This is a genomic window from Burkholderia sp. BCC1208 (assembly GCF_902833095.1).
In the GTDB taxonomy this organism is placed as follows: domain Bacteria; phylum Pseudomonadota; class Gammaproteobacteria; order Burkholderiales; family Burkholderiaceae; genus Burkholderia.
Genome location: NZ_CADFDY010000003.1, coordinates 25,217 through 48,228, shown reverse-complemented (window position 1 = coordinate 48,228; position 23,012 = coordinate 25,217). Strand labels below are relative to the sequence as shown.

General features: G+C 66.1%; 21 protein-coding genes. 15 read left to right on the top strand and 6 right to left on the bottom strand.

Annotated elements, in window-relative coordinates:
* Positions 1–161: 161 nt before the first annotated feature.
* Positions 162–1,076 carry an alpha/beta hydrolase gene (locus tag HWX09_RS07920; RefSeq protein WP_027785839.1) on the bottom strand — a complete coding sequence of 305 codons (915 nt, stop codon included), beginning with the start codon at positions 1,074–1,076 and terminating at the stop codon, positions 162–164.
* A gap of 447 nt (positions 1,077–1,523) precedes the next feature.
* Here HWX09_RS07920 and HWX09_RS07915 point away from each other — a divergent pair, with 447 nt between their 5' ends.
* The 5 genes from HWX09_RS07915 to HWX09_RS07895 all read left to right on the top strand — a co-directional run bounded on the left by HWX09_RS07915 (position 1,524) and on the right by HWX09_RS07895 (position 5,716).
* Positions 1,524–2,516: an AraC family transcriptional regulator gene (locus tag HWX09_RS07915; protein ID WP_080681397.1), complete on the top strand. Its 993-nt coding sequence runs from the start codon at positions 1,524–1,526 to the stop codon at positions 2,514–2,516.
* 92 nt (positions 2,517–2,608) lie between these two features.
* On the top strand, positions 2,609–3,064 hold the full coding sequence (locus HWX09_RS07910; protein WP_027785840.1) for a nuclear transport factor 2 family protein: 456 nt from the start codon (positions 2,609–2,611) through the stop codon (positions 3,062–3,064).
* A gap of 112 nt (positions 3,065–3,176) precedes the next feature.
* Positions 3,177–3,539 carry a hypothetical protein gene (locus HWX09_RS07905; RefSeq protein WP_027785841.1) on the top strand — a complete coding sequence of 121 codons (363 nt, stop codon included), beginning with the start codon at positions 3,177–3,179 and terminating at the stop codon, positions 3,537–3,539.
* Between the two features lie 56 nt (positions 3,540–3,595).
* Complete coding sequence (locus tag HWX09_RS07900) at positions 3,596–4,840, top strand: aromatic ring-hydroxylating dioxygenase subunit alpha (protein WP_027785842.1); 1,245 nt, start codon at positions 3,596–3,598, stop codon at positions 4,838–4,840.
* Between the two features lie 45 nt (positions 4,841–4,885).
* The gene (locus HWX09_RS07895) at positions 4,886–5,716 is read left to right on the top strand and encodes an aspartate/glutamate racemase family protein (protein ID WP_027785843.1); all 831 of its coding nucleotides are present in this window, start codon (positions 4,886–4,888) and stop codon (positions 5,714–5,716) included.
* Positions 5,717–5,818: 102 nt separating this feature from the next.
* Here the strand turns inward: HWX09_RS07895 and HWX09_RS07890 are convergent, their stop codons facing one another.
* On the bottom strand, positions 5,819–7,333 hold the full coding sequence (locus HWX09_RS07890; protein WP_051421422.1) for an aldehyde dehydrogenase: 1,515 nt from the start codon (positions 7,331–7,333) through the stop codon (positions 5,819–5,821).
* Between the two features lie 119 nt (positions 7,334–7,452).
* The gene (locus HWX09_RS07885; protein WP_027785845.1) at positions 7,453–8,247 is read right to left on the bottom strand and encodes an SDR family oxidoreductase; all 795 of its coding nucleotides are present in this window, start codon (positions 8,245–8,247) and stop codon (positions 7,453–7,455) included.
* A 367-nt stretch (positions 8,248–8,614) separates the two neighbouring features.
* On the opposite strand from HWX09_RS07885, the gene HWX09_RS07880 reads away from it, so the two are divergent.
* Complete coding sequence (locus tag HWX09_RS07880) at positions 8,615–9,577, top strand: PDR/VanB family oxidoreductase (protein WP_034185537.1); 963 nt, start codon at positions 8,615–8,617, stop codon at positions 9,575–9,577.
* Positions 9,578–9,723: 146 nt separating this feature from the next.
* Here HWX09_RS07880 and HWX09_RS07875 read toward each other — a convergent pair whose 3' ends face one another.
* Positions 9,724–10,905: a porin gene (locus HWX09_RS07875; protein WP_027785847.1), complete on the bottom strand. Its 1,182-nt coding sequence runs from the start codon at positions 10,903–10,905 to the stop codon at positions 9,724–9,726.
* A 344-nt stretch (positions 10,906–11,249) separates the two neighbouring features.
* The gene (locus HWX09_RS07870) at positions 11,250–11,618 is read right to left on the bottom strand and encodes a hypothetical protein (protein WP_227789673.1); all 369 of its coding nucleotides are present in this window, start codon (positions 11,616–11,618) and stop codon (positions 11,250–11,252) included.
* A gap of 512 nt (positions 11,619–12,130) precedes the next feature.
* Here HWX09_RS07870 and HWX09_RS07865 point away from each other — a divergent pair.
* The 9 genes from HWX09_RS07865 (at position 12,131) to HWX09_RS07825 (ending at position 22,030) form a co-directional block, all read left to right on the top strand.
* Positions 12,131–13,324, top strand: a complete 1,194-nt coding sequence (locus HWX09_RS07865; RefSeq protein ID WP_051421444.1) for an acetyl-CoA hydrolase/transferase C-terminal domain-containing protein — start codon at positions 12,131–12,133, stop codon at positions 13,322–13,324.
* A 140-nt stretch (positions 13,325–13,464) separates the two neighbouring features.
* Positions 13,465–14,619, top strand: a complete 1,155-nt coding sequence (locus tag HWX09_RS07860) for a CaiB/BaiF CoA-transferase family protein (protein WP_027785849.1) — start codon at positions 13,465–13,467, stop codon at positions 14,617–14,619.
* Between the two features lie 306 nt (positions 14,620–14,925).
* The gene (locus tag HWX09_RS07855; protein ID WP_009688657.1) at positions 14,926–16,068 is read left to right on the top strand and encodes an acyl-CoA dehydrogenase family protein; all 1,143 of its coding nucleotides are present in this window, start codon (positions 14,926–14,928) and stop codon (positions 16,066–16,068) included.
* 79 nt (positions 16,069–16,147) lie between these two features.
* The gene (locus HWX09_RS07850) at positions 16,148–16,645 is read left to right on the top strand and encodes a MaoC/PaaZ C-terminal domain-containing protein (RefSeq protein ID WP_027785850.1); all 498 of its coding nucleotides are present in this window, start codon (positions 16,148–16,150) and stop codon (positions 16,643–16,645) included.
* Positions 16,646–16,656: 11 nt separating this feature from the next.
* A complete protein-coding gene (locus tag HWX09_RS07845; protein WP_027785851.1) occupies positions 16,657–17,868 on the top strand; it encodes a thiolase family protein in 1,212 nt (403 codons plus the stop codon).
* 19 nt (positions 17,869–17,887) lie between these two features.
* Positions 17,888–18,307: an OB-fold domain-containing protein gene (locus HWX09_RS07840; protein WP_027785852.1), complete on the top strand. Its 420-nt coding sequence runs from the start codon at positions 17,888–17,890 to the stop codon at positions 18,305–18,307.
* A 105-nt stretch (positions 18,308–18,412) separates the two neighbouring features.
* Positions 18,413–19,633 (top strand): CoA transferase, encoded by a 1,221-nt coding sequence (locus HWX09_RS07835; protein ID WP_027785853.1) that lies wholly within the window; start codon positions 18,413–18,415, stop codon positions 19,631–19,633.
* A gap of 21 nt (positions 19,634–19,654) precedes the next feature.
* Positions 19,655–20,803, top strand: coding sequence for a CoA transferase (locus HWX09_RS07830; RefSeq protein ID WP_027785854.1), 1,149 nt, complete (start codon positions 19,655–19,657; stop codon positions 20,801–20,803).
* Positions 20,804–21,097: 294 nt separating this feature from the next.
* Entirely contained in the window at positions 21,098–22,030 is a 933-nt protein-coding gene (locus HWX09_RS07825; protein WP_027785856.1) for a LysR substrate-binding domain-containing protein, read from the top strand.
* A 14-nt stretch (positions 22,031–22,044) separates the two neighbouring features.
* Here the strand turns inward: HWX09_RS07825 and HWX09_RS07820 are convergent, their stop codons facing one another.
* Positions 22,045–22,941: a LysR family transcriptional regulator gene (locus HWX09_RS07820; RefSeq protein ID WP_027785857.1), complete on the bottom strand. Its 897-nt coding sequence runs from the start codon at positions 22,939–22,941 to the stop codon at positions 22,045–22,047.
* Between the last annotated feature and the right edge of the window lie 71 nt (positions 22,942–23,012).

Below are 23,012 nucleotides of genomic sequence, written 5' to 3'. Positions count from 1 at the left end.
GCAGCCTGCCGATGGTGAGTCATGTCGACATACTAACAGTAGTTAGGCTGACGGCAGGCAGGCGGCATTCATCGGACGAACGGCTCGCCGCGCGGAGGCGGTGAGCCGTCCGTTCGGGTTTCGGCGGCGAGCGCGCCGTCGCGCGCCTGCCGCGCGCCAGGTTACAGCGTGCTCGCGAAGAACGGCGCCAGCACCGAGACGGCTTCGTCGACGTATTGCGGCACGTCGTACAGCGACATGTGGTTCGCACCTTCGACCACATGGAAGCGTTTGTCGGCGCTGGCCGCGCGCGCGAACAGGTCGTCGCTCATCCATTTGCTGCCCGCGACGCTGCCGGCCACGATTTGCAGCGGCTGCGTCAGGAACGCTTCGGCCTTGTTATACGCGTCGTACGTAATGACCTGGTTGAGGCTGCGGGCGGTCATGAAACCCGGTGCGTTCGGATGTTCGCAGCGCGGCGTATGGTAGTACTCCCATGCTTCTTCCAGTTCCTTGTCCGGCGCATCTTCCTTGCGCAGCGGTGCGAGCGGCAACGTGGCGAGCTGTGCGCCCGACGCGTCGGCAGAGCGCGCCTGCGAACCGTGCGCGAGGAACGGAATCGCATCGGCGTCCTTGACCGTGTTTTCCCAGCCGTTGCGGAACATCGAGCCGATGTTGACCGCGCTGACCGTGCCAAGCGCCTTGATGCGCCGGTCGTTGATCGCCGCGTTGGCTGCGTAGCCGCCGCCCGCGCAGATGCCCATTGCGCCGATCCGATCGGCGTCGACGTACGGCAGCGTCGTCAGGTAGTCGACCACGGCGCTGACGTCTTCGGTACGGATATACGGGTTCTCGAGCTGACGCGGCTCGCCGGTGCTTTCGCCCTGATACGACGCGTCGAACGCGATTGCGACGAGGCCGTGCTCGGCCAGCTTCCGGGCGTAGAGCCCGGCCGTCTGTTCCTTCACGCCGCCGCCCGGATGCGCGACGACGACGGCCGGATACTTCGCGTTCGAATCGAAACGGGCCGGAAAGTAGATCACGGCGGCCATCGTGATGCCTCGGCCGTTCAGGTTCCTGAAGTTGACTTTCTGCATGACGGGTAACTCCTGTTGTGGGTTCAGTGAAGTGCGTGATTCCATGGTAGGCAAGAAATTGATGCGGATATACCGCTCAAAATCGACCTCAGTGTTAAGGGGAGGCTTACAGATTCGGCGCGGGCGCGTTTTGCTGCTGTACCGTGCGTGGCGCACTCGACTACGGCTCATGCGGCATTCACAGTACGGAACGGAATCGCCGCGTGAATTGACTTGCGTTCGCGGCGGAATCAGGCTGGCTCACATCGCGTCCGGCCGTGCGCGACGCCCTTGCCGGCTTCGACGCCGCGCCCGCTGCAGGACGAGCGTCGATTGTCGCCGGCGGACACCAGAACACATTCAGCGTCGCAACAGCCGGGACCGGCAGTGCGGCCAGGAGACAGACGATGCGGGTCCGCCGTGGTCCGATGGACGGTGCGCCAGGCATCGTTCACGGATGGATGGCCTATGGACTCGCTCTCGGATGTGCTCGCGCGGCTCAAACCGCACAGCCAGTTCTATGCGGGACTCGACGCGGCGGGCGAGTGGTCGTTCGCGTTTCCGGAATATGAGGGAATCAAGTTTGCCGCCGTGCTGCAGGGCGCATGCTGGGCCGTGATCGAAGGCGTAGCGCAGCCGGTCCGCTTCGAGAAGGGCGATTGTTTCCTGCTGAACAGCCGGCGCAGCATCGTATTGTCGACCGACCTCGCGCTCGAGCCGCAGGATTCGACGGCGATCATGGATGCGGTCGCGCGCGACGGCATCGCCGTGCACGGCGGCGGCGGCGACGTGCTGCTGATCAGCGGCTTCTTCGCGTTCTCGGGCGACCATGCCGCGCTGCCGTTCGATGCGCTGCCGCCGCTCGTCAGCGTGCCGCGCGCGTCGAGCCAGGCCGAGGTGCTGCGCTGGTCGCTCGACCAGTTGACCGCCGAGCTGCGCGACCCGCAGCCGGGCGGCGCGCTGGTGTCGAACCATCTGCTGCACCTGATGCTCGTGCAGGTGCTGCGCCTTCATCTGGCGGCCACGCCCGCCGGATGGTTCATGGCGCTGTCCGACCGGCGGATTGGCGCGGCCATCAGTGCGATCCATGCGGAGCCCGCGCGCCACTGGACGCTTGACGAACTGGCGCGCATCGCCGGGCTGTCCCGAACCGTCTTCGCGCAGCGCTTCAAGCGCCTCGTCGGCGCGACCACGATCCACTATCTGACACGCTGGCGAATGCTGATCGCGGCCGACCGCCTGCACGCCGGGCACGAGACCATCGCATCGATCGCGTTCTCGCTCGGCTACGAATCCGAAAGCGCGTTTTGCACGGCCTTCAAGCGAACCATGTGTTGCTCGCCGACGCAGTATCGCCGCCGGGCGCGCGCGGCAGATCCGTACGATCTCGAAACAGAAGCGCACGGCGGCGATAGGTCCGAGCGGCGGGGGAAAAATAACATGACGCTGTGTCCGATCTAGATCGTCGCGCTTCGCCACGCACGCATGTGCATCGGAAACCGTGCCCGGCCGCTGTCCGGACACGCATCAGCCTATAACGGGAGACAACCGGCATGACCTCCAGCGATTCCAGCCTCGACGCAGCATTGCGGCGACTCGTCGATACCGACGTGATCCGTACCTTGATGTCGAAGTACTGTCACGGTATCGACAAGCACGACGAGACTCTCTTCATGAGTATCTGGGCGGACGACGGCATCTACGAGCTGCCGCGCGGACAGACGGCCGGCATCGGGGGGATCCGGCAGTTGGTCCACAAAGTCTGGCGCGAGGTGCCGAAGTGCCACCATCACATCACCAATCCGCTGATCGAGATCGATGGCGATCGCGCCACGGCGGCCACCGACGTGATCTATTACCGGCAGACCGACGACGGCGTGCTGCAGCTGCTTTCGGGAACCTATGCATTCCGGTTCGCGAGGATCGCCGGAGTATGGAAGACGACGTATCTGAAATTCTCCAGCTTCGGCACGGTCAGCCCGGTCTTCAAGGAAAACATCGGCGGGTGAGGGTGTAATCCGCTGGCGAAGCGGACGGCCGTGACGGACCGTCTCGCGACAAGCAACATGCCAAATGATTCGGATAACGATTTAATCATCAAAATGAAGAAGGAGTCATCGAATGACTGATTGCGCAACCGATGAATCGCAATGCTTGCCGGAAGGCTTCGAGGAACTCGCCCCGTTTCTCGCCGACTGGAACGCGCCCACCTCGCACCAGCGATGGATCCGGCGCGCGGCGATGCCTTACGCCGAGATTGTCCGCTTCTACGATGCGATGTTCGCGCGTGCGGAAGAGGCGACACGCTATCTCGAGCAGTTCCCGCTCGACGACATGCCGGCACCGGCGAACAACCTGTTTCGCTTGCTGCTGTCGCTGTGCCACGCGTCCGTCGCCGTCGAAATGCATGAGGCGCCGAGTATTCGCCACGCGCCGGCCGAGCATGCGCTGCGGATCGTAACGGGCTTTCAGCCGCACGGTTGAGAAACAGCCGATCGTCCGTCGCAGTGGACGGCCTTCATTCATCAGCAGGAGTCAGCATGAATCATCCGACCGGTTTCAATCCGGGCCTGACGCGTGCCGTCGGCCTCGGCACCGACGCGATGCCTACCTCGCTCTATACCGACGCGGCGCAGTTCGAGCTCGAACGCAAGCAGATTTTCCGACGCGCATGGCTCATGGTCGGCCGCGTCGAACGCATTCCGAATCCCGGCGATTTCTTCGTGAAGGACCTCGCGGTCGTCGATGCGTCGATCATCGTCGCGCGCGCGTCGGACGGCAAAGTCCGTGCGTTCCACAATGTCTGCGCGCATCGCGCGAACATCGTCGAACATCGCGCGTCCGGCAACGCGAAGCGCTTCGTGTGCCGCTATCACAGCTGGAGCTACGACAATGCCGGCGCGCTCGCGAACGTTCCCGACGAAGCCGGCTTCTTCGGCCTCGACAGGAAAAAATGCGGGCTGACGCCGGTGGCACTGGAGAGCTGGGAGGGCTGGATCTTCATCAACGTGGCGCCGGAGCCGGAGGTCACGCTGCGGGAATTCCTCGGGCCGGTCGCCGACGCGCTGACCGGCATTGCATACCAGCATCCCGATCATCCGATCGTGCTGCGCGGGGAGTTCAACGCGAACTGGAAGACCGTCGCCGAGAACTTCAGCGAGGCCTATCACGTCGCGTCGATTCACCCGAGGACACTGGCGCCTTTCTACACCGGGCCAGCCAATCCGTTCGGGTGTCCGATCAGCGTGCGGCTCCATGGCCCGCACCGCTCGATGTCGTGGTGGCTGAACCCGCTCGCGCAGCCGTTCGCCGATTCGAAGGTCGCGAAATGGCTGTTCTCCGCGGACCACTCGGTGACGGGCACGCGCAAGGCCGGGCAGACCAACGCGGTCGTGGAGCACAAGCACGTGAATCCGACGAAGGACGCGAACTGGGCAAGCGACGTCAACTGGTTCTTTCCGAACTGGCATCTGCAGATTTCCGCGAACCAGTTCTGGACGCACGAGTTCTGGCCGACGTCGGCATCGACGACCGTCTGGGAAGCACGCTTCTATTACAAGAAGGCCGCGACCGTGCGCGATCGGCTTCAACTCGAGCACTTCACGTCGCAGATCACCGATTCGATGCTCGAGGATCTCGGCAACATCGAGAGCATGCAGGTCGGGATGGCGTCGGGCGCGAAGCCCTTCGTTCATTTCAACGAGAGCGAAGTCCTGTGCCGGCATTCGCTCGAGCAGGTCGTCAAATGGTCGAATGCCGCGACGGTGAAGGATGCGCTCGCGTAGGTCGGCCGGATTTCAGCTATCCAGTGCGGTGAAAAGGAGGGGACGATGGGAACGAGAATACTGTGGCAGGCCGAAAACCGCTCGAACGATGCGGACTTCGAGGGCGTCACCGAAACCTATGCAGCGATGCTGAAGTTCGCGCATCAGGTGGCGAGGCCCGATACCGAGATCACGCTGCGCTACATGGAGGAAGCGCCGCGTTCGTTTGCGAACAACCTGATCTACCCGCGCGCGGTCACGAAGGTGCAGGTCGTCAACCGCGTCGTCGAGGCCGAGCGGGAAGGATTCGATGCGGCGCTGGCCGGCGTCTGTATCATCGACGCGTATTCGCAGGAATGTCGGCAGACGGTCCGGATGCCGGTACTCGGCGGCGCGGAATCGACGATGCTGATGGCGCAACTGGTCGGCAAGCGCTTCGCATGGGTCACGATCGCGCCGTCGTTCATCGAGCCGTTCGAAGCCCATATCCGTCAGCACGGCTGGGCGGATCGCGCGATTCGCGACCGGCCGGTGCGCGCGCTCGATCCGTCGTGCTGGCTGGCGATCGTCGACGCGGCGAGAGGGCGGCCCGAGCGCTGGATCGAGATGTTCGACGAGGCAGCCCAGGCCTGCGTGCGCGACGGCGCCGATACCGTGCTGTGCGGCTGCAACCCCGGCGGCGCGTTGCTGGGGCTGGCCGGCTATCGCGAGGTGCGCGACACGGGCGTGCCGGTCATCATGGGGCCGGCGGCGATGGTGAAACTGGCCGAAGCGATGGTCGACCTGCGCAGAAGCGTCGGCCTGACCAAGTCGGAGGCCGTGACCGGCGCGTATCGAACGACGCCGGCTCACATCCTCGAAGAACTTCAGGCGATGGGGAAGAAGCTCGTCGCTTGACGCATCGGCGGCGATTCGCCGCCGATGCTTCGCCGATACGCGCGGGTTGCGCCAAAGCGATGCGCAGGCGGTGAGTCCGCGCATCGCCGGCGCGCCACCCGTTCAGTCCGCATACAGGTTCGGAAACTGCCCGGTCGTGCTGATCACCGTCGTGCGGGTTTCCAGATACGGGGCAAGCGCATCGATCCCGTTTTCGCGTCCCCAGCCGCTGGCCTTGAAACCGCCATACGGCGTCGACCAGCGCAGGAACGAGTAGGTATTGACCCACACCATGCCCGCGTCGATACGGCTGGACACGCGATGCGCGCGGCCGACGTCGCGCGTCCACAGGCCTGCCGTCAACCCGTAGGGTGTGTCGTTCGCGATCGCGACGGCCTCGTCTTCGCCATCGAACGGAATCAGCGAGGCCACCGGGCCGAAGATCTCGTCGCGCGCGACGCGCATCCGGTTCGTGACGCCGGCGAACACGGTCGGCTCGACGAAGTAGCCGGCCGCGAGTTCGGGCGTCGCGATACGATGGCCGCCGGCGACGAGTTCCGCGCCGTCCTGCTTGCCGATCTCGATGTACGACAGCGTCTTGTCCAACTGCGCCTGATGCGACTGCGGGCCCATGTGATTCGTGTCGACCGACGGCATGCCGACGCGCACCGACTTCGCGCGCGCGCAGAACGCGTCGACGACGCGACCGTAGATCGACCGCTCGACGAGCACGCGCGAGCCGAGCGCGCAGCTCTGCCCGGTCAGCCGCCACGCGGATGCGGTGGCCGCGTTGATCGCGTTGTCGAGGTCGGCGTCCGCGAACAGGATATGCGGGGCCTTGCCGCCGAGTTCGAACGTGAAGCGCTTCAAGTTATCAGCGCCGTCGCGAACCATCTGTTTGGCAGTCTGGCTCGCGCCCGTGAACGAGATCTTGTCAACGTCCGGATGCTTGACCAGATGCGCGCCGGCCGTGCGCCCGTAACCGGGCACCACGTTGAACACGCCCGGCGGAAAGCCCGCTTCGTGGACCAGGCGCGCAAGCTCGAGCGCCGACACGGGCGTTTGCTCGGCCGGCTTGACGACGACCGTGCAGCCGGCCGCGAGCGCGGCGCCGATCTTCAGGCAGGTAGCGAGCAGCGGCGCATTCCACGGGATGATCGCGCCCACCACGCCGATCGGCACGCGCGTCGTGAATGCGTGGACGCTATCGTCGATCGGGATGGTCGTGCCTTGTGCCTTGTCCGCCAGCGATGCGAACCACTGATACCACTGCACCTGCGCAGTCAGACTCGCGCGATGCTCGCGCACGAGATTGCCGTTGTCGCGCGATTCGATGATCGCCAGCTCGGGAACCGCCGCGCTGAAGCGCTCCGCGAGGCGGCGCAGCAGCGCCGCGCGCTCATGTCCCGGCGTGCGGCGCCACGGGCCGTTGAATGCGGCCCGCGCCGCGACGACTGCACGATCGATGTCCTGCGGGCCGCCCATCGGCGCGATCGCCCAGGGCCGGCCGGTCGCCGGATCGATGCTTTCGACCAGCTCGCCGTCGATCGGCTTCACCCATGCGCCGTCGATATAGAGGTGCTCGTAGCGGCGCAATGATGTGTCATCCGTCGTCGCGTGTGGTGAGGCGTTCGACATTCGGTACTCCGGTCAGGTCAGGCGTGGTTCATGTAAGCGCGCAGCGCATGCGGCGCGATGGCGTCGAGGTCGCGCGTGCGTCGCGCCGGTTGGTGAGTAGCCGCAACGGCTGCCGCCGCTCAGATCGGTGTGTCGGCGACGCCGCCGTCCGCCCGCAGCGCGGCGCCCGTCGTCGCCGACGCGAGCGGCGAGCACGTGTAGAGCACGAGGTTCGCCACTTCGTCGACCGACGCGAAGCGCCGCGTGATCGACGACGGACGCAGCGCCTTGACGAGTTCGGCGCCTTGTTCCTCGATCGTCTTGCCGGTACGGCGGATTTCCGCTTCGAGGAAATCCACCACCCCTTCGCTGAGCGTCGGGCCCGGCAGGACTGCGTTCACCGTGACGCCGGTGCCCGACATGCGTTTCGCGAGGCCGCGCGACAGGCCGAGCAGCGCCGTCTTGGTCACCGCGTAATGCAGCATGTCGGGCGGCGTGCTGATTCCGCACTCGGAGCTGATGAAGACGACGCGCCCCCAGTCGCGCGCGCCCATGTTCGGCAGGTAGGCCCGCGCCAGCCGGACCCCGGACAGGATGTTGAGCTCGAAATATTTCTGCCAGGTCGCATCCGGGATCTCGAAGAAATCGGCGGTCTCGTAGATGGCCGCGTTGTTCACGAGGATGTCGCAATCGGGCACCTGTTCGACGAGGCGGTTACAGCCGGCGGCCGACGACAGGTCGGCCGCCGCGCCGCGCACCGTTGCGCCGGGGATCGCGGCGCGGATCGCGTCGACGGCGGTTGCGATCCGCCGTTCGTCGAGATCGTTGACGACGACCTCGGCACCGCACTGCGCGAGCCGCTTCGCGATCGCATGGCCGATGCCCTGCGCGGCGCCCGTTACGACGGCAAGCTTGCCGTCCAGCGTGATCTGCATGATGTCTCCTTGCCTAATATGGTCGATTCTGTCGGCGCGTCGCGGTCGTTCGTTCCGTGCAGCGAGCTGCAAGCGGCAAGCGGTGTGCCGGCGGAAGGCGTCGCGTGCCGATCTTAAGTAGCGGACGCCGAACGGGCCATGCTGCAGCGTTCGCATTTCTTGCGCGATCGTACGGAATCGCGTTGTCTGCGAGTGACGTAGCCGCAGGCGTTCGAACCGGCACACGCGTGAATGCGTATGCGCCCGGAGGCGTCGATTGTCGCCAGCAACGCAGGTCCCCGAAGTACGGAACGCCGAAAGACGCCTGATTGACACGAGTCAGCCTCGCCTCTGTAATCGCCCCCATCGAGGGGAGGAGGTGACGAACATGATCGACGGACTGACGGTCCGCGTCGCGGCGAGGCACGACGAAGCCGCCGGCATCTGCAGTTTCGAACTGGTTCGGGCGGATGGCCGGCCGCTGCCGCCGTTCTCGGCCGGCGCGCATATCGACGTGGCCGTGCCCGGCGGCCCGACGCGCCAGTACTCGCTGTGCAATGCACCCGACGAAAGCCACCGATACCGGATTGCCGTTCTGCGCGATCCGAACTCGCGCGGCGGGTCGGCCGGCATGCACGATCGCGTGAAGATCGGCGACACGCTGACGATCAGCGCGCCGAAGAATCATTTCCCGCTCGCGCATGACGCGGAGCACAGCCTGTTGCTCGCAGGCGGCATCGGCGTGACGCCGATCCTGTGCATGGCGGAACGGCTGGCGCGCATCGGCGCGTCGTTCGACATGCACTACTGCACGCGGTCGCGCACGCGCACGGCGTTTCTCTACCACATCGCACGTGCACCCTATGCGGGCCGTGTGCAGCTTCATTTCGACGATGAAGCCGCCGAGCAGCGCTTCGATATCGCGGCGCGACTCGCCGTTCCCGAAGCAGGCACGCATCTGTACGTCTGCGGACCGAAGGGCTTCATGGATGCAATGCTGACGACCGCGCGTGCGAACGGATGGCCGGAAGCGCAACTGCATTACGAGTTTTTTGCGGCCGAGGCGCGACAGACGGAACGGGACGGCCGGTTCGAAGTGCAGATCGCGAGTTCGGGCCGCGTGATCGTCATCGAAAAGCACGAATCGGTCGTGCGGGCACTCGCGAGGGCCGGTATCGAGATCGAGACCTCGTGCGAGCAGGGCCTGTGCGGAACCTGCGCGACGCGCGTGCTCGCGGGCGAGCCCGAGCATTTCGATCATTGCCTGACCGCCGAGCAACGCGCGGCGAACGACCAGTTCATGCCGTGCTGCTCCCGCTCGAAATCGGCGCGGCTGGTTCTGGATCTGTAGCGGGCAGGCCGGCGTCGACGGCTGGTTCCGAACCATCGTCGCAGCAGACGCAAAAAACAGACGCGCCGCACGCATCCGCCGACAGATTTCCGACGGATACGTGCGGCGCGGCGCTTCGATACGACGACCGAAGTCGTCGCGGCGCATCAGAATTTGTGCCGCATCGCGACGCGCAGCGCGATCTGATGATTGGACGTCGACGGCGTGAGTTGGTTGATCGACGCGACGGCACGGCGTCCGGTCGAATCGGTTCCGCTCGCGCGCTGATAGGTGCCGACGAAGTAGACGTCGGTGCGTTTCGACAGGAAGTAGTCGGCGCCGAATGATGCCTGGTTGTAGTGCCCGCTGCCCGTCGCATCGGCGCCGCTGTTCTTCGTGTACACGTAGTTCGCGCCGACGACGAAAGCCGGCGTGATCTGGTATTTCACGTTCAGTTCGGCGTTGTTCAACTTCGCGGTGCCGCTGATGCCGCCGGCGGGCACGGGACCCGACGTGGTATCGCCGAGATGGCGGAACTGCGTGTTCGAATAGGTCGCGCCGAGCGTCAGCGAGCCGATCGTGTAGGCCGCGCCCGTGCCGATCACCTGCAACGTATGCGCCGACGCGTAACCCGAAATCACCGGCGACGCGCCGAAGTTCGAGCCGGGCACACCGTTGACGGTCGCGGCGACGGTGCCGCCCGCGCCATAGAACGATGTGTTCGGGTTCCGCACGTTGAGGTAGCCCGCGCCCATCGAAAGCGGGCCGTTCGTGTAGCTGGCGCCGGCCGACCAGATCTGGTTGCGGCCCGTGTGCCCCGACACGCCGCCCAGCGAGTACAGCGCGGTCGCCGTCAAGCCGTGAAAGACAGGGCTCGTGTATTTGATCGCGTTGTTGACGCGATTGGTGTTGTTGAAGTTGTCGTTGTCGGACGGGTGGGCGGCGAGATAGCCGCCCCACTGATCGCCCGCTTCGAGCAGGCCGACCGAATCGACGACCGAATCGTACTGACGCCCGAGCGTGACGGTTCCGTACGGGCCGGACAGGCCGACATACGCTTGTCGGCCAAATTCGAGGCCGCCTTGGCCGAGCTTGCCGGTATTGAGGTCGAAGCCGTTCTCCAGCACCGCGATCGCGCCGTAGCCGCCGCCGAGGTCCTCCTTCACGCGCAGCCCCCAGCGGCTGCCGTTGAGCACGCCGCTCGCGAGACTATACAAATGGTGGCCGGACGCGTTGCTCACGTAGTTGACCCCTTCGTCGATAATCCCGTACAACTGCACGCTGCTCTGCGCATGTGCCGTACCGCCGACGCAACCCACCGCTGCGCAAAGCGCAATCGTCCTTTTCATTGACTGTCTCCAAAGTTTCTTCTGAATGTACGTATCGTGACGTCGCGATCGGTATCGGCGTCAATTAATATGGAAAACTAATTGATACGACAAGAAACGCCCGATTGCCGCAACGTTCGGTCGATTAGATGCGTGGCCGATATCACCGTCAATCGGTCGGGCAATCCGATTCCGTGCAGTGAAAGAGGTGCCGCGCGATGCGTCGTGGACAGCGTGGAGACCCTTAAGGGTAAAGCCGCAGGGCGATGGTTCGATCGCGATGTCAGTCGCGATCGATCACATACACGTGTGGGTGGGAGTGCCGACTCATGGCGCGATGATGCGTCGGCAGGCCCGAGACTCAGTTACTTCACGAGATGAATCTTTCTTCCCGATCCGTCGGACTTCGACGCCGCATCGATGCGGCGCGAGCCGCTGCTCTCGACGTTTTCCTTGGCGATCCGCATCGCCTGATCGAACTGCGTGCCGGTGGCGACGTGACGATGGTCGACGCTCACCAGCCATCCGCGCCCGCTGTGACACCAGCGGATCCGCCGCTCATCGAGCAAGGCGGCGAACCATCGCCATAGCGCGGCATCTTCCGCGTTGGCGTTTTCCCGCGCGCGGGCACGCGCGACCGTCATGCTCGATCCGTGATCCTCGATTCGTTGCTTCTGCATTGTCTGAGCCCTGCAATGAGCCACGTTGGCCCGTCGGTTCCGGCACCGCGTCATGTCAGTCTCAAGGGGAGCGCATTCGACCGGGACGCACCATGCCGCAGCGTCAACAGTGTCGGCTCGACCGCCGCAGCGTCAATAGTGCGCGGGCGACGATTCCGTACTTCGGAAGCCGGTCGCGCCACGCCGAGCGCACGCCGCATGACGCGCATCGCATACCGAACCAAAACCCGCGATGCAGGCGTTCCGACGTACGGAACAGGCTGCGGGTGCGCATTGACGCTCCCCGGTGAGCGAATCACGATGAGCAGCGATGCCTGTCGCATCGTCCGTCGATCTTCGTCGCTTCGGACAGGCGCCCGTCCGGGACGCTATCGCGACGCGCGCGAACTTCAACCCGTCATGACGATGATTCCGGATGGCGCATGCGACGCCGGAGCGCCCGACGTGACCCTCGATCTCGCCCATCCATGAACCATCCAGCATGCGCGACCGCGCACGCATCGCCCGATGCCCGTCAGGCCGGCGACTGCGATGCGCTTTCCTCGCTGATTCGCCCCGGCGACACCATGATGTGGGGCCAGTCGCACGCCGAGCCCGTAACGCTGATGCGCGCGCTGGTCGCCCAGCGCCACAGCTTCAAGCGCATTCGCGTCTTTCTCGGCATCGGCCTCACCGACGTCCTGGCACCCGAGCATGCCGACGCCATCGATTTCCTCGCGTACTGCGGCAGCGGCGCGAACCGCAGGCTGGCGCGCGCGAACGTGCTCGACATTCTGCCCGCGCACTATTCGCAGCTGCCGGACCTGATCCGCAGCGGCGCGTTGCGGATCGACGTCGTGATGCTGCAGGTGTCGCCGCCGGACGAGCACGGTCGTTACAGCCTCGGGCTCGCGCGCGAGTATCTGGTGGAAGCGCTGAAACATGCGCGGGCGATCGCCGCGGAAGTGCATCCCGACGTGCCGTGGACCTACGGCGGTCCTTACTTGCGCGCCGCCGACATCGATTTGCTGGTGGCGTCGGACATGCCGTTCCCGGATGCCGCCGCGACGACGCCCGGGCCGGTGGAGCAGGCGATCGGGCAGCACGTCGCGTCGATCGTCGAAGACGGCGCGACGCTGCAGACGGGCATCGGCGCGATTCCTGACGCGGTGATGGCCGCGCTACACGACAAGCGCGACCTCGGCGTGCACACCGGCAGCATCGGCGACGGCATCGCGGCGCTGTGCGAAGCCGGTGTCGTGACGAATGCGCGCAAGACGATCGACGCGGGCATCACCGTCGGCGGCGTCATCATCGGCTCCGCGCGTGTGCGCCGCTTTGCTCACCGCAATCCCGCGCTCGAACTGCGCGCCACCGAATACACGCACAATCCGCACGTGCTGCGCCGGATCGATCGCTTCACCGCGATCAATTCCGCGGTGGAGGTGGACCTGACGGGGCAGGTCAACGCGGAAGTCGTCGGCGGCACGTATGTCGGCGCGGTCGGCGGCGTCGGCGATTTTCTGCGGGCCGCGCAGGCCAGCCGCGGCGGCGTGCCGATCGTGGCGCTACCGTCCACCGCGGGCCCGCACAGTCGCATCGTGACGAAACTGTCAGGCCCGGTAACGGTGCCGCGCAGCGACGCGTGCGTGATCGTCACCGAATATGGGATCGCCGATCTGCGCTGCCTGTCGCTCGCGCAGCGCGTGCCGAAGATGATTGCGATCGCGCATCCCGATCATCGCGAACGGCTCGCGCGCGAGGCCGGCCTGTCCGGCTGACGCAGCGGTGCGAAACGGACTTCGCCGGCGCCGGACCGGTTCGATCCGGCCGAATCGACGCTTCGATTAATCGGAATTGGACTGTCGGCGCGACCCGCGTAAGCTGGATCGAAGACAGTCATCACATGGAGACAATCGGAATGGGCAATGCAAAGGGGCCGCTGGCCGGCATCAGGATCGTGGAGCTGGGCGGCGTCGGGCCGGTGCCGTTCTGCTGCATGCTGTTGTCGGATCTGGGCGCGGACATCATCCGCATCGATCGCCCGCCGGGCTACGACGGCGGCCAGCCGGGCGATCCGCGCTTCAATCTGCTGAACCGTGGCCGGCGCAGCGCCGCGTTCGACCTGAAGAAGCCCGAAGCGGCCGACGCGGTGCTCAAGCTCGTCGCGCGGGCCGATGCGCTCGTCGAAGGGTTCCGTCCCGGCGTCGCCGAAAAGCTCGGCCTCGGGCCCGACGCGTGCCTCGCGGTCAATCCCGCGCTCGTCTATGGCCGCATGACCGGCTGGGGGCAGGACGGCCCGCTCGCGCAGGCGCCGGGCCATGACGTCAACTACATCTCGCTGACCGGCGTGCTGCACGCGGTCGGCGCGGCCAGCGGGCCACCCGTGATTCCGCTGAACCTGGTCGGCGATTTCGGCGGCGGCTCGCTCTATCTCGCGCTCGGCGTGGTGTCGGCACTGCTCGAAAGCCGGCGCTCGGGGCACGGGCAGTTCGTCGATGCCGCGATGGTCGACGGCTCGGCGTCGCTGATGACACTGTTCTACGGCATGTTCGCGAGCGGCTACTGGAAGGACGAGCGCGGCAGCAATCGTCTCGACTCCGGCGCGCCCTGGTACAACGTCTACGAGACGAAGGACGGCCGCTGGGTCAGCGTCGGATCGAACGAAACACGCTTCTGGCGCAATACGCTGGCGCTGCTCGGGCTGCACGAAGAGGACATGCCGGATCAGCACGACCGATCGCGATGGCCGGAAGTGCATGCGAAATTCGCCGAGATATTCCGCACCCGCACGCGCGACGAATGGTGCGCGCTCGCCGAAGGCCGCGAGGTCTGCATCGCACCGGTGATGTCGCTGACCGAAGCGCCCACTCATCCGCACCTGCGCGCTCGACAGACCTTCGTCGAACGCGACGGGGTCGTGCAGCCCGCACCCGCGCCGCGCTTCAGCCGGACGCCCGGCGCCATCCAGTCTTCGCCCGCGCGGCCCGGCGAGCATACCGACGCGGTGCTCGGCGACTGGGGATTCACCGCCGCGGAACTCGCGACACTGCGCGACGCCGGCGCGATCGCGTGATCCGAACGATGCGTGCATGACGCGCCCGCACCGCACGCGGGCGCGTTGCTGCCGTTCTTCAGGCGAGACCTTCATCCTTCCCGCGCATCACGTGAACGTCGCGCGGTGCGGCGACACGCCTGTCGCATCCCTGTCTTCGCAATGCCCCCGACATCGCTTGTGCACCGCACCCAACCACGCTTCGATATTTTCGAATCGCCGCTTCAAAAATGGCCAGTTGGTTCGCGACGCCGCAAGCCCTAAGCTCGATTCCAGGATGAACAGCGCGGCTGCCCGAGCAGACGCCGATAACTGGAGCGAAGACAAATGGCTAACTTTCTCGACGAATCGCAAAGCATGTGGCTCGACACCGTGAACAAGTTCATGGACAACGAGATCACGGTCGAATACGTGCGCAAGTGCGACATGAATCGCGATTACCCGTACGAGGCCTACGAAAAGATTGCGAAGCAAGGCTGGCTCGGGATCCTGATTCCCGAGGAAGAGGGCGGCTCGGGCGGCGACATCTTCGACTATTCGCTGATGGCCGAAGGCCTCGGCAAGTTCGGCTTCGACTTCGCGTGCTCGGTGCTGGTGCCGACGTTTACCGCGATGAACATCATCAAGTTCGGCACGCCCGAGCAGAAGAAAAAATACGTGCAGCCGTTCATCGACGGCAAGATCCGCTTCTCGGTGTCGATCTCCGAACCCGACGCGGGCTCCGACGCCGCGAACACGAAGACGCGTGCGCGCCGCGACACCAACGGCGACTGGATCGTCAGCGGCCAGAAACTCTGGTGCAGCGGCGCGGCGGCGAAGGACACCGTGATCGCGATGCTCGTGCGCACCAGCACGGACGACAAGCACAAGGGCCTGTCGGTGCTGCTGATCCCGAACGACACGCCGGGCATGGTGATCAACAAGCTGCCGACGCTGTCGCGCCACGCGACGGGCACGACCGAGATCTTCCTCGACGAGGTGCGCGTGCCGGCCGACGCGCTGCTCGGCGAAGAGGGTCAGGGCTGGCGCATCATCACCGAGCACCTCGAGCTCGAACGCTGCGCGGTCGCAGCCGCCTATACGGGCAATGCGCAGCAAGCCGTGAATACGGCGACGCGCTATGCGCACGACCGCATCCAGTTCGACCACCAGCTGTACGACTTCCAGGTGATTCGCCACATGCTCGCCGACTGCCAGACCAAGGTCGACGCCGCGCGCCTGCTGTGCTACCGCGCTGCGCGGATGGCAGCCGATCACGTGCCGTGCAGCCGCGAGGTGTCGATGGCGAAGCTGTACGGCTCGGAGACGCTGAAGGAATGCGCGCTGGCCGGCATGCAGATCCTCGGGGGCTACGCGAACCTGCCGGAAGCCGACATGGAGCGCTACCTGCGCGAGAGTATCCAGTCGACGATCGGCGGCGGCACGTCGCAGATCCAGCGCACGATCATCGCGAAGTCGATGCGCCAGTAACGGCCCCCCCGGTTTTCATCGGTGCGGCGCGCATGCGGCCGCGCCGCACCCCGCCATTCCATCATCAGGAGACACCGCCATGAGCGGCATCAACAACAGCATCAACATTCCGCTCGACGAGCTCGAAGTCGGCCAGAAATTCCGTTCGCCCGGCCGCACCGTGACCGAGAGCGACGTCGTGATGTTCTGCATGTTCACCGGCAACTGGATCGAGATCCACTCGAACAAGGAATATGCGGAGAAGACGCGCTGGGGCGAGCGCATCGTGCAGGGCATGCTGACGTTCTCGCTGATTTCCGGCCTGCTGCAGTTCGGTCCGGCGATCCAGGCGAACTACGGCGTCGACAAGATGCGCTTCCTGAATCCGGTGAAGATCGGCGACACGGTCTATGCGACCGCCGAAGTCATCGCGAAGAAGGACAAGGACGACAAGTTCGGCGTCGGCACGATGCTGATCCAGGCGTACAACCAGCGCGGCGAAGTCGTGCAGCGTAGCGAATGGAGCCTGCTGATGCTGCGCAAGCGCGCGGACCTCGACGCGCTGATCGCCGAAGCGCAGCCCGATTTCAAGGTCTGAGGAGCGCAGCCATGACTCCTCGTCCGGTTGCGGCGATCGTCGGCATGGGCGATGCCTACGCGTCGCGCGCGAATCGCAAGGACCCGCTGCAGTTGGCCGCCGAGGCGACGCTCAACGCGCTCGCCGACGCGGGCATCGGCAAGGACCAGGTCGACGCGGTATTCACGGGACGTTCGCCGTGGGCCGACAAGCGTTCGCAGTGGAGCAACATCTTCATCTCGCACATGCAGATGCCGGTGACGATCACGAGCGAGCTGACGATGCACGGCGCGGGCCTGACGTCGACGCTCGCGATCGCGTCGCAGATGATCGCGGCCGGCCGCGCCGAGTACGTGCTGTGCCTGCAGAGCGACGCGACCGAGCTGTTCGTCGACGCGGTCGCGATGGGCGCGGAAGCCGACGCGGATCCGCAGTTCGAGATTCCGTACGGTCCGACGATTCCGGCGCTCTACGCGCAGGCCGCGCAGCGCTACTTTCACGAGTTCGGCATCACCGAGGACGATCTCGCCGATGTCGCGATCGCGAACCAGCGCTGGGGACGTCATCATCCGCATGCGGCGAAGGCGAAGTTCGGCGAGATCGATCGCGCGGCGGTGCTGTCGTCGCCGTACGTCGCCACACCGCTGCGCCGCTGGATGTGCTCCACCTGGGGGGGCGGCACGGGCGGGGCGCTGATCGTCACGTCGCCGGAGAACGCGCGTCACGCGCGCGATCCGGTCTACCTGCTCGGCTACGGATCGGCGACCACGCACGAGTACCTGACCGATCGCATGAACCTGCGTCGCTGCCGGTTCGACAGTCTCGGCGCGTTGCCGAACCTGACGACCACCGCGACCGCCGAGGCGGCGCGCCAGGCCTATGCGATGTCGGGGCTGACGCCCGCCGACATCGACATGGCGCAGATCTCGGTGAACTTCGCGCATATGGGGCCGATCGTGATGGAGGATCTCGGCTTCGCGAAGAAGGGGCGCGGCATCGATCTTTATCGCGAAGGCCGCACCGGCGTCGACGGCGACCTGCCGACCGACACCAACGGCGGGTGGCTGTCGTTCGGGCAGCCCGGCATCTCGTGCAACATGGACAGCATGATCGAGGCCGTCCGGCAGCTGCGCGGGCAGGCGCTCGGGCTCGCGCCGGCCCGCCGGCCGCAAACCGTGCTGGTGCAGGGCGCGGGCGGGATGCTGGCCGCCGGCGCCGTGCTGCTGCTGTCGTCCGCAACGTGATATCCGACCGGAGCATTCCATGACCGAAACGCATTCCCCGAATGCCTGGCCGCAACCCTACCGGCTGCTCGATGCGCAACCGTACTGGGACGCGCTGGCCGAAGACAAGCTGACGTACCAGCGCTGCACGTCCTGCCACGAAGCCGTGTGGCCGGCTCACTCGTTCTGCACGCATTGCGGCGCGAAATCGCTCGACTGGACCGAATCGTCGGGCCGCGGCGAAATCTATTCGCACAGCACGATCATGCGCGGGCCGACGCCGGTGTGGGCCGGCATCGTGCCGTACACGGTCGGCTTCATCCGCATGGACGAAGGCTATTACCTGTTCGCGCAGATCGATGCGCCGGCCGAGACGATCGCGATCGGCCAGCGCGTCGAGGTCCGCTTCGTGCAGCGCGGCGAACAAAAGTTGCCGGTATTCGTGCCGTCGACAACCTGAGGGCCGCACGCGGCGCGCCGGCCCACCGGCGCCCGCGCGGCGTGCCCGCTCACGGAGGAGACATCGTGAAGCGCATTGATTTTCATCCCGTCGACGGAGGCTGACATGGCCGGACCGCTCGACGGAGTACGCATCCTCGACCTGACGTCGAATTTCATGGGCCCGTACGCGTCGCTGCTGCTCGCCGACATGGGCGCCGGCGTCTGCAAGATCGAATCGCGCGACGGCGACACGACGCGCCACATCGGCCCGAGCCGCCATCCAGGCATGGGCCCGATCTTCCTGCACCTGAATCGCAACAAGCGCAGCCTCGTGCTCGACCTCAAGCATCCGGACGGGATCGCCGCACTGAAGCGCATGGCGGAATCGGCCGACGTGCTGCTGTACAGCATGCGGCCGCACACGATGGCGAAGCTCGGGATCGCATACGAGGACGTGCGCAAGCTCAATCCGCGCATCATCTACTGCGGCGCGTTCGGCTTCGGGCAGAACGGCCCGTATGCATCGCGCCCCGCATACGACGACCTGATCCAGGCCGCGGTCGGGATGCCGGTGCTGCAAAGCCGTAAGGCGGGGCCGCCGACCTATGTCGCGACGGCGGTCGCCGATCGCGTGGTCGGTATGGCGACCAGCAACGCGGTCGCGATGGCGCTGTACCGGCGCGAGAAGACGGGCGTCGGACAGCAGGTGTTCGTGCCGATGCTCGAGACCTTCGTGCATTTCGTGCTCGGCGACCATCTGTACGGGCACACGTTCGTGCCGCCGCTCGGCGACTGGGGCTATGCGCGGATGATGAATCCCGACCGCCGTCCGTATCGCACGCGCGACGGCTATATCGGCGTGAACGTCTATGCGGACCATCACTGGCAGCGTTTCTTCGTGCTGTCCGGGCATCCGGAGATGGCCGACGATCCGCGCTTCAACAACATCGGCGGGCGCACCGAGCATATCGCGCAGCTGTACGCGTTCCTCGCGAGCGTGTTCGAGACGCGGACCACGGCCGAATGGGTGAACGCGCTGACCGAAGCCGACATTCCGGTGATCGAGATGAATACGCCCGAAACGCTGATCGACGATCCGCACATGAAGGCGGTCGGCTTCTTCGCCGAGCAGGATCATCCGTCCGAAGGCCGGATCCGGACGCTGGGCATCCCTCAGCAGTGGAGCGAAAGCACGCCCGAGTTGCGCTATCCGGCGCCGCGCCTCGGCGAGCATTCCGCGGCGCTGCTGGCCGAGTATGGCTTCGGTGCCGAGGAAATCGACCGGATGCTGCGCTCCGGCGGCGCGTATGCGCCGGACGCGAGCGGCTCGCCGCAATCGCAGTAAAACGAAATCAGGAGAAGCGACATGTTGCGTGACCTGCCGCTGTCGGGCGTTGTGGTGGTCGAACTGAGCGATAGCGCATCGGCGCCGTTCGCCGGAAAAATCCTGGCGTCGCTCGGCGCCGAAGTCTGGAAGATCGAACGCCCGACCGGGGACTCGGCGCGCGGCTGGGGGCCGAGCGAATGGAAGGGCAGCGGTGCGGCGTATCACGCGCTGAACCGCGGCAAGCGTTCCGTCTGCATCGACATCAAGGACCGCGAGCAACTGGCGACGCTGCACCGGTTGATCGCCGAGCATGCGGACGTGTTCATCCATAACCTGCGGCCGGGCTCCAGCGCGCAATACGGCCTCGATGCCGACAGCCTGCGCGTGACCAAGCCGGAACTGATCTATTGCGAGATCGGCGCGTTCGGCCATCTCGGGCCGCTGAACACGCTGCCAGGCTACGATCCGCTGATGCAGGCGTTCTCGGGGATCATGAGCATCACCGGCGAGGAAGGGCAGGCGCCGGTTCGTGCCGGCGTGTCGATCGTCGATTTCGGCTCGGGGCTGTGGGCCGTGATCGGCATTCTGTCGGCCCTGTATCGCCGCCAGATCAAGCATTGCGGCGCGACCGTCAACGGCTCGCTGCTGGAAACGGCGATCGGCTGGATGACCGTGGCGATCGCGAACTACAGCGCGGACGGCGATACCGGCGGCCGGCACGGATCGGGCGTCGCGTTCATCGTCCCGCATCGCGCGTATGCGACGGCCGACGGCTATCTGATCGTCAGCGCCGCGAACGACGCGTTGTTCGCCAAGCTGTGTGCGGCGCTCCAGCGCCCCGAATGGGCGCGCGACGAGCGCTTTGCGACCAATGCGGCGCGCCTGCGCAATCGCGCGGAGATCGACCGCCTGATCGGCGAGCGGCTCGCGACGGACGACCGCGCGACGTGGCAGGCGCGTTTGCAGGCGGCAGGTATTCCGGTCGCGCCGATCCAGACCACCGCGGAGGTGGTCGCGCATGCGCAGACGCACGCGCTCGGCATCATCGAGAAACCGTCCGACGACGAGATCGGCCTGGTCGGACTGCCGCTGTCGTTCGACGGCAAGCGCCCGCCGCCGCTGCACGCGGCGCACGACATCGGCGCCGACAACGCGTCGCTCGACGCGCTGCTGCGCACCGGCCGCTAGGCGCGCGGCAACCGTCTGACGATTGGCGGCGCGACGCGACGCGGCAACCGTCGCGGCTGTGCCGCCGCGTTCACGAAAACCGCCGCACGCGCGCGGCCGTGCGTGATCGCGCGGCCGCGTCCTGTCGCGCCGTTCGCATCGATCGGGTGTACGATCGGCGTCGAACGCCGCGATCCTTCACGCGCCGCGCGCTCGCCGCCACGCCTCGTTTCCTGTACGACGCGCCCGGCACGAGACCGCGCGCGACCGGCCGCGACGTGCGACAACGTCATCGAGACGTGCATGAGGGGAGACATGAGTACATTCAATCGCCTGCATCTGATCCGGCAGGTCGATCTGTTTACGCTGAAGCTGTTCCTGTCGGCGGTCGAGGAGCAGCAGATCGGGCTTGCGGCCATCCGCGAGAACGTCGCCGCATCGACCGCGACCAAGCGCATCCAGGACCTCGAGGACATCGCCGGCATCAAGTTGCTGGAACGCCGCCCGAAAGGCGTGGCGCCGAGCCCGGCCGGCGAGGTGCTGGTCCGCTATATTCGCCGCATCTTCGACGACCTCGACGACATGCGTTCCGAGATTTCGTCGTTTACCGACGGCATGCGGGGAGAACTCTCCGTCGCGTCGGCGCGCTCGATCATCGTGCCGTTTCTCGCGCGCGAGATCGGCGAGTTCAAGCGCGAGTATCCGCTCGTCGATCTGGTGGTGAACGAACTCGAGAACGCCGAGATCGTGCAGGCCGTCGCGCGCGGCGACGCGGACATCGGCGTGTTCGCGGCCGCGCACGAACTCGATCTCGGCGGCGTCGACGTGACGCCTTACCGCGAGGATCGCCTCATCGCGGTCGTCCCGCTGGGCCACCCGCTCACGGCACGCGCCAGCCTGACGACACAGGATCTGCTGTCGGAAAACCTGATCGTCGTCGGCGCGATGCTCGGTGCGATCCGTGCGGCGGCGCGCCGCGTCGGCATCGATTTCGAGCCGCGGTACGGCGTCAGAAGCGCGGGCGTCGCCGTCAGCCTCGTGCAGGCGGGGCTCGGCGTGACGGTGCAGCCGGAGTGCCTCGTCAGTCATGAACTGTTCAGCCGCGTCGCCGTAATGGAGCTGGCGGAACCGTGGGCCGTGCGCCGCATCCATATCGCGACCGCGCGCGGCCGCGAGCAGGGCCCGATCGCGCGCGCGCTGATCCGGCAACTGCTGGACCGGCCGGCCGGCGACGCGCCGGCGGCGTGACGCAACGCGGGCCGTCAGGGCTTGCGGTATTTCAGCGCGTCGACCAGCAGCGAGAACGCGGAGGTCGCGTGCCGCCGGTTCGCGTAATAGAGGTGATAGCCCTCGAAGGTCTTGCGCCATGCGCCCAGCACCTCGACCAGTTGCCCGGACGCCAGCGCCGTGCGCACGTATTCGACGGGCAGATAGGCAAGCCCGAGGCCGGCGAGCGCCGCGTCCCGCACGGGTGCGATGCTCGTGTACACGAGCGGGCCGTCCACCTTGATGCGTTGCTCGTTGCCGGCCCTCGTGAAAATCCACGGGAGAAATTCGCCATGCGTCGGCAGGCGCAGGTTGATGCATGCATGCGACACGAGATCGGCCGGGCGCTTGGGCGCCGGATGGCGGTCGAGATACGCGGGCGCGCAGAAGACGGCCATCGGAATATCGGGGCCGATCCGCACCGCGATCATGTCCTTCGCGACGAGGCGCCCGCGCCGCACGCCGGCGTCGAAGCGGCCGTCGACGATATCGGCCAGACCGTAGTCGGTCGTGATCTCGATCCGGATGCCCGGATGATCGGGCAGGAAGCGCGCGATGGCCGGCTGCAGCACGCTTTGCACCGCGAATTCGTCGGCCGTCAGCCGGATCACGCCGGTCGGCTTGCCGATCAGTTCGCCAATCTCCTCCAGCCCGGCATCGATTTCGCTCATCGCGGGGCCGACGCGGTTCAGCAGCCGTTCGCCGGCCTCGGTCAGCGACACGCTGCGCGTCGTGCGCGCAAACAGCCGCAGGTCGAGCCGCGCTTCCAGCCCGCGGATCGTCTGACTCAGCGCCGATTGCGATACGCCGAGCCGCGCGGCCGCACGCGTGAAGCTGCGCTCTTCCGCCACCATCACGAACGCGGACAGATCCTTGAGGTTATTGCCGGCCATTGAGAACTCCTGCTTATGACTTTAAGCAGATTTTGCAGGATTATCACTCGACGGACCAGCCTCTAACATGG

What these genes read in the sequence shown, in the direction of transcription:
- HWX09_RS07920 (WP_027785839.1), bottom strand. Translation starts at nt 1,076, where the DNA reads ATGCAGAAAGTCAACTTCAGGAACCTGAACGGCCGAGGCATCACGATG.
- HWX09_RS07915 (WP_080681397.1), top strand. Translation starts at nt 1,524, where the DNA reads ATGGACTCGCTCTCGGATGTGCTCGCGCGGCTCAAACCGCACAGCCAG.
- HWX09_RS07910 (WP_027785840.1), top strand. Translation starts at nt 2,609, where the DNA reads ATGACCTCCAGCGATTCCAGCCTCGACGCAGCATTGCGGCGACTCGTC.
- HWX09_RS07905 (WP_027785841.1), top strand. Translation starts at nt 3,177, where the DNA reads ATGACTGATTGCGCAACCGATGAATCGCAATGCTTGCCGGAAGGCTTC.
- HWX09_RS07900 (WP_027785842.1), top strand. Translation starts at nt 3,596, where the DNA reads ATGAATCATCCGACCGGTTTCAATCCGGGCCTGACGCGTGCCGTCGGC.
- HWX09_RS07895 (WP_027785843.1), top strand. Translation starts at nt 4,886, where the DNA reads ATGGGAACGAGAATACTGTGGCAGGCCGAAAACCGCTCGAACGATGCG.
- HWX09_RS07890 (WP_051421422.1), bottom strand. Translation starts at nt 7,333, where the DNA reads ATGTCGAACGCCTCACCACACGCGACGACGGATGACACATCATTGCGC.
- HWX09_RS07885 (WP_027785845.1), bottom strand. Translation starts at nt 8,247, where the DNA reads ATGCAGATCACGCTGGACGGCAAGCTTGCCGTCGTAACGGGCGCCGCG.
- HWX09_RS07880 (WP_034185537.1), top strand. Translation starts at nt 8,615, where the DNA reads ATGATCGACGGACTGACGGTCCGCGTCGCGGCGAGGCACGACGAAGCC.
- HWX09_RS07875 (WP_027785847.1), bottom strand. Translation starts at nt 10,905, where the DNA reads ATGAAAAGGACGATTGCGCTTTGCGCAGCGGTGGGTTGCGTCGGCGGT.
- HWX09_RS07870 (WP_227789673.1), bottom strand. Translation starts at nt 11,618, where the DNA reads ATGACGCGGTGCCGGAACCGACGGGCCAACGTGGCTCATTGCAGGGCT.
- HWX09_RS07865 (WP_051421444.1), top strand. Translation starts at nt 12,131, where the DNA reads ATGATGTGGGGCCAGTCGCACGCCGAGCCCGTAACGCTGATGCGCGCG.
- HWX09_RS07860 (WP_027785849.1), top strand. Translation starts at nt 13,465, where the DNA reads ATGGGCAATGCAAAGGGGCCGCTGGCCGGCATCAGGATCGTGGAGCTG.
- HWX09_RS07855 (WP_009688657.1), top strand. Translation starts at nt 14,926, where the DNA reads ATGGCTAACTTTCTCGACGAATCGCAAAGCATGTGGCTCGACACCGTG.
- HWX09_RS07850 (WP_027785850.1), top strand. Translation starts at nt 16,148, where the DNA reads ATGAGCGGCATCAACAACAGCATCAACATTCCGCTCGACGAGCTCGAA.
- HWX09_RS07845 (WP_027785851.1), top strand. Translation starts at nt 16,657, where the DNA reads ATGACTCCTCGTCCGGTTGCGGCGATCGTCGGCATGGGCGATGCCTAC.
- HWX09_RS07840 (WP_027785852.1), top strand. Translation starts at nt 17,888, where the DNA reads ATGACCGAAACGCATTCCCCGAATGCCTGGCCGCAACCCTACCGGCTG.
- HWX09_RS07835 (WP_027785853.1), top strand. Translation starts at nt 18,413, where the DNA reads ATGGCCGGACCGCTCGACGGAGTACGCATCCTCGACCTGACGTCGAAT.
- HWX09_RS07830 (WP_027785854.1), top strand. Translation starts at nt 19,655, where the DNA reads ATGTTGCGTGACCTGCCGCTGTCGGGCGTTGTGGTGGTCGAACTGAGC.
- HWX09_RS07825 (WP_027785856.1), top strand. Translation starts at nt 21,098, where the DNA reads ATGAGTACATTCAATCGCCTGCATCTGATCCGGCAGGTCGATCTGTTT.
- HWX09_RS07820 (WP_027785857.1), bottom strand. Translation starts at nt 22,941, where the DNA reads ATGGCCGGCAATAACCTCAAGGATCTGTCCGCGTTCGTGATGGTGGCG.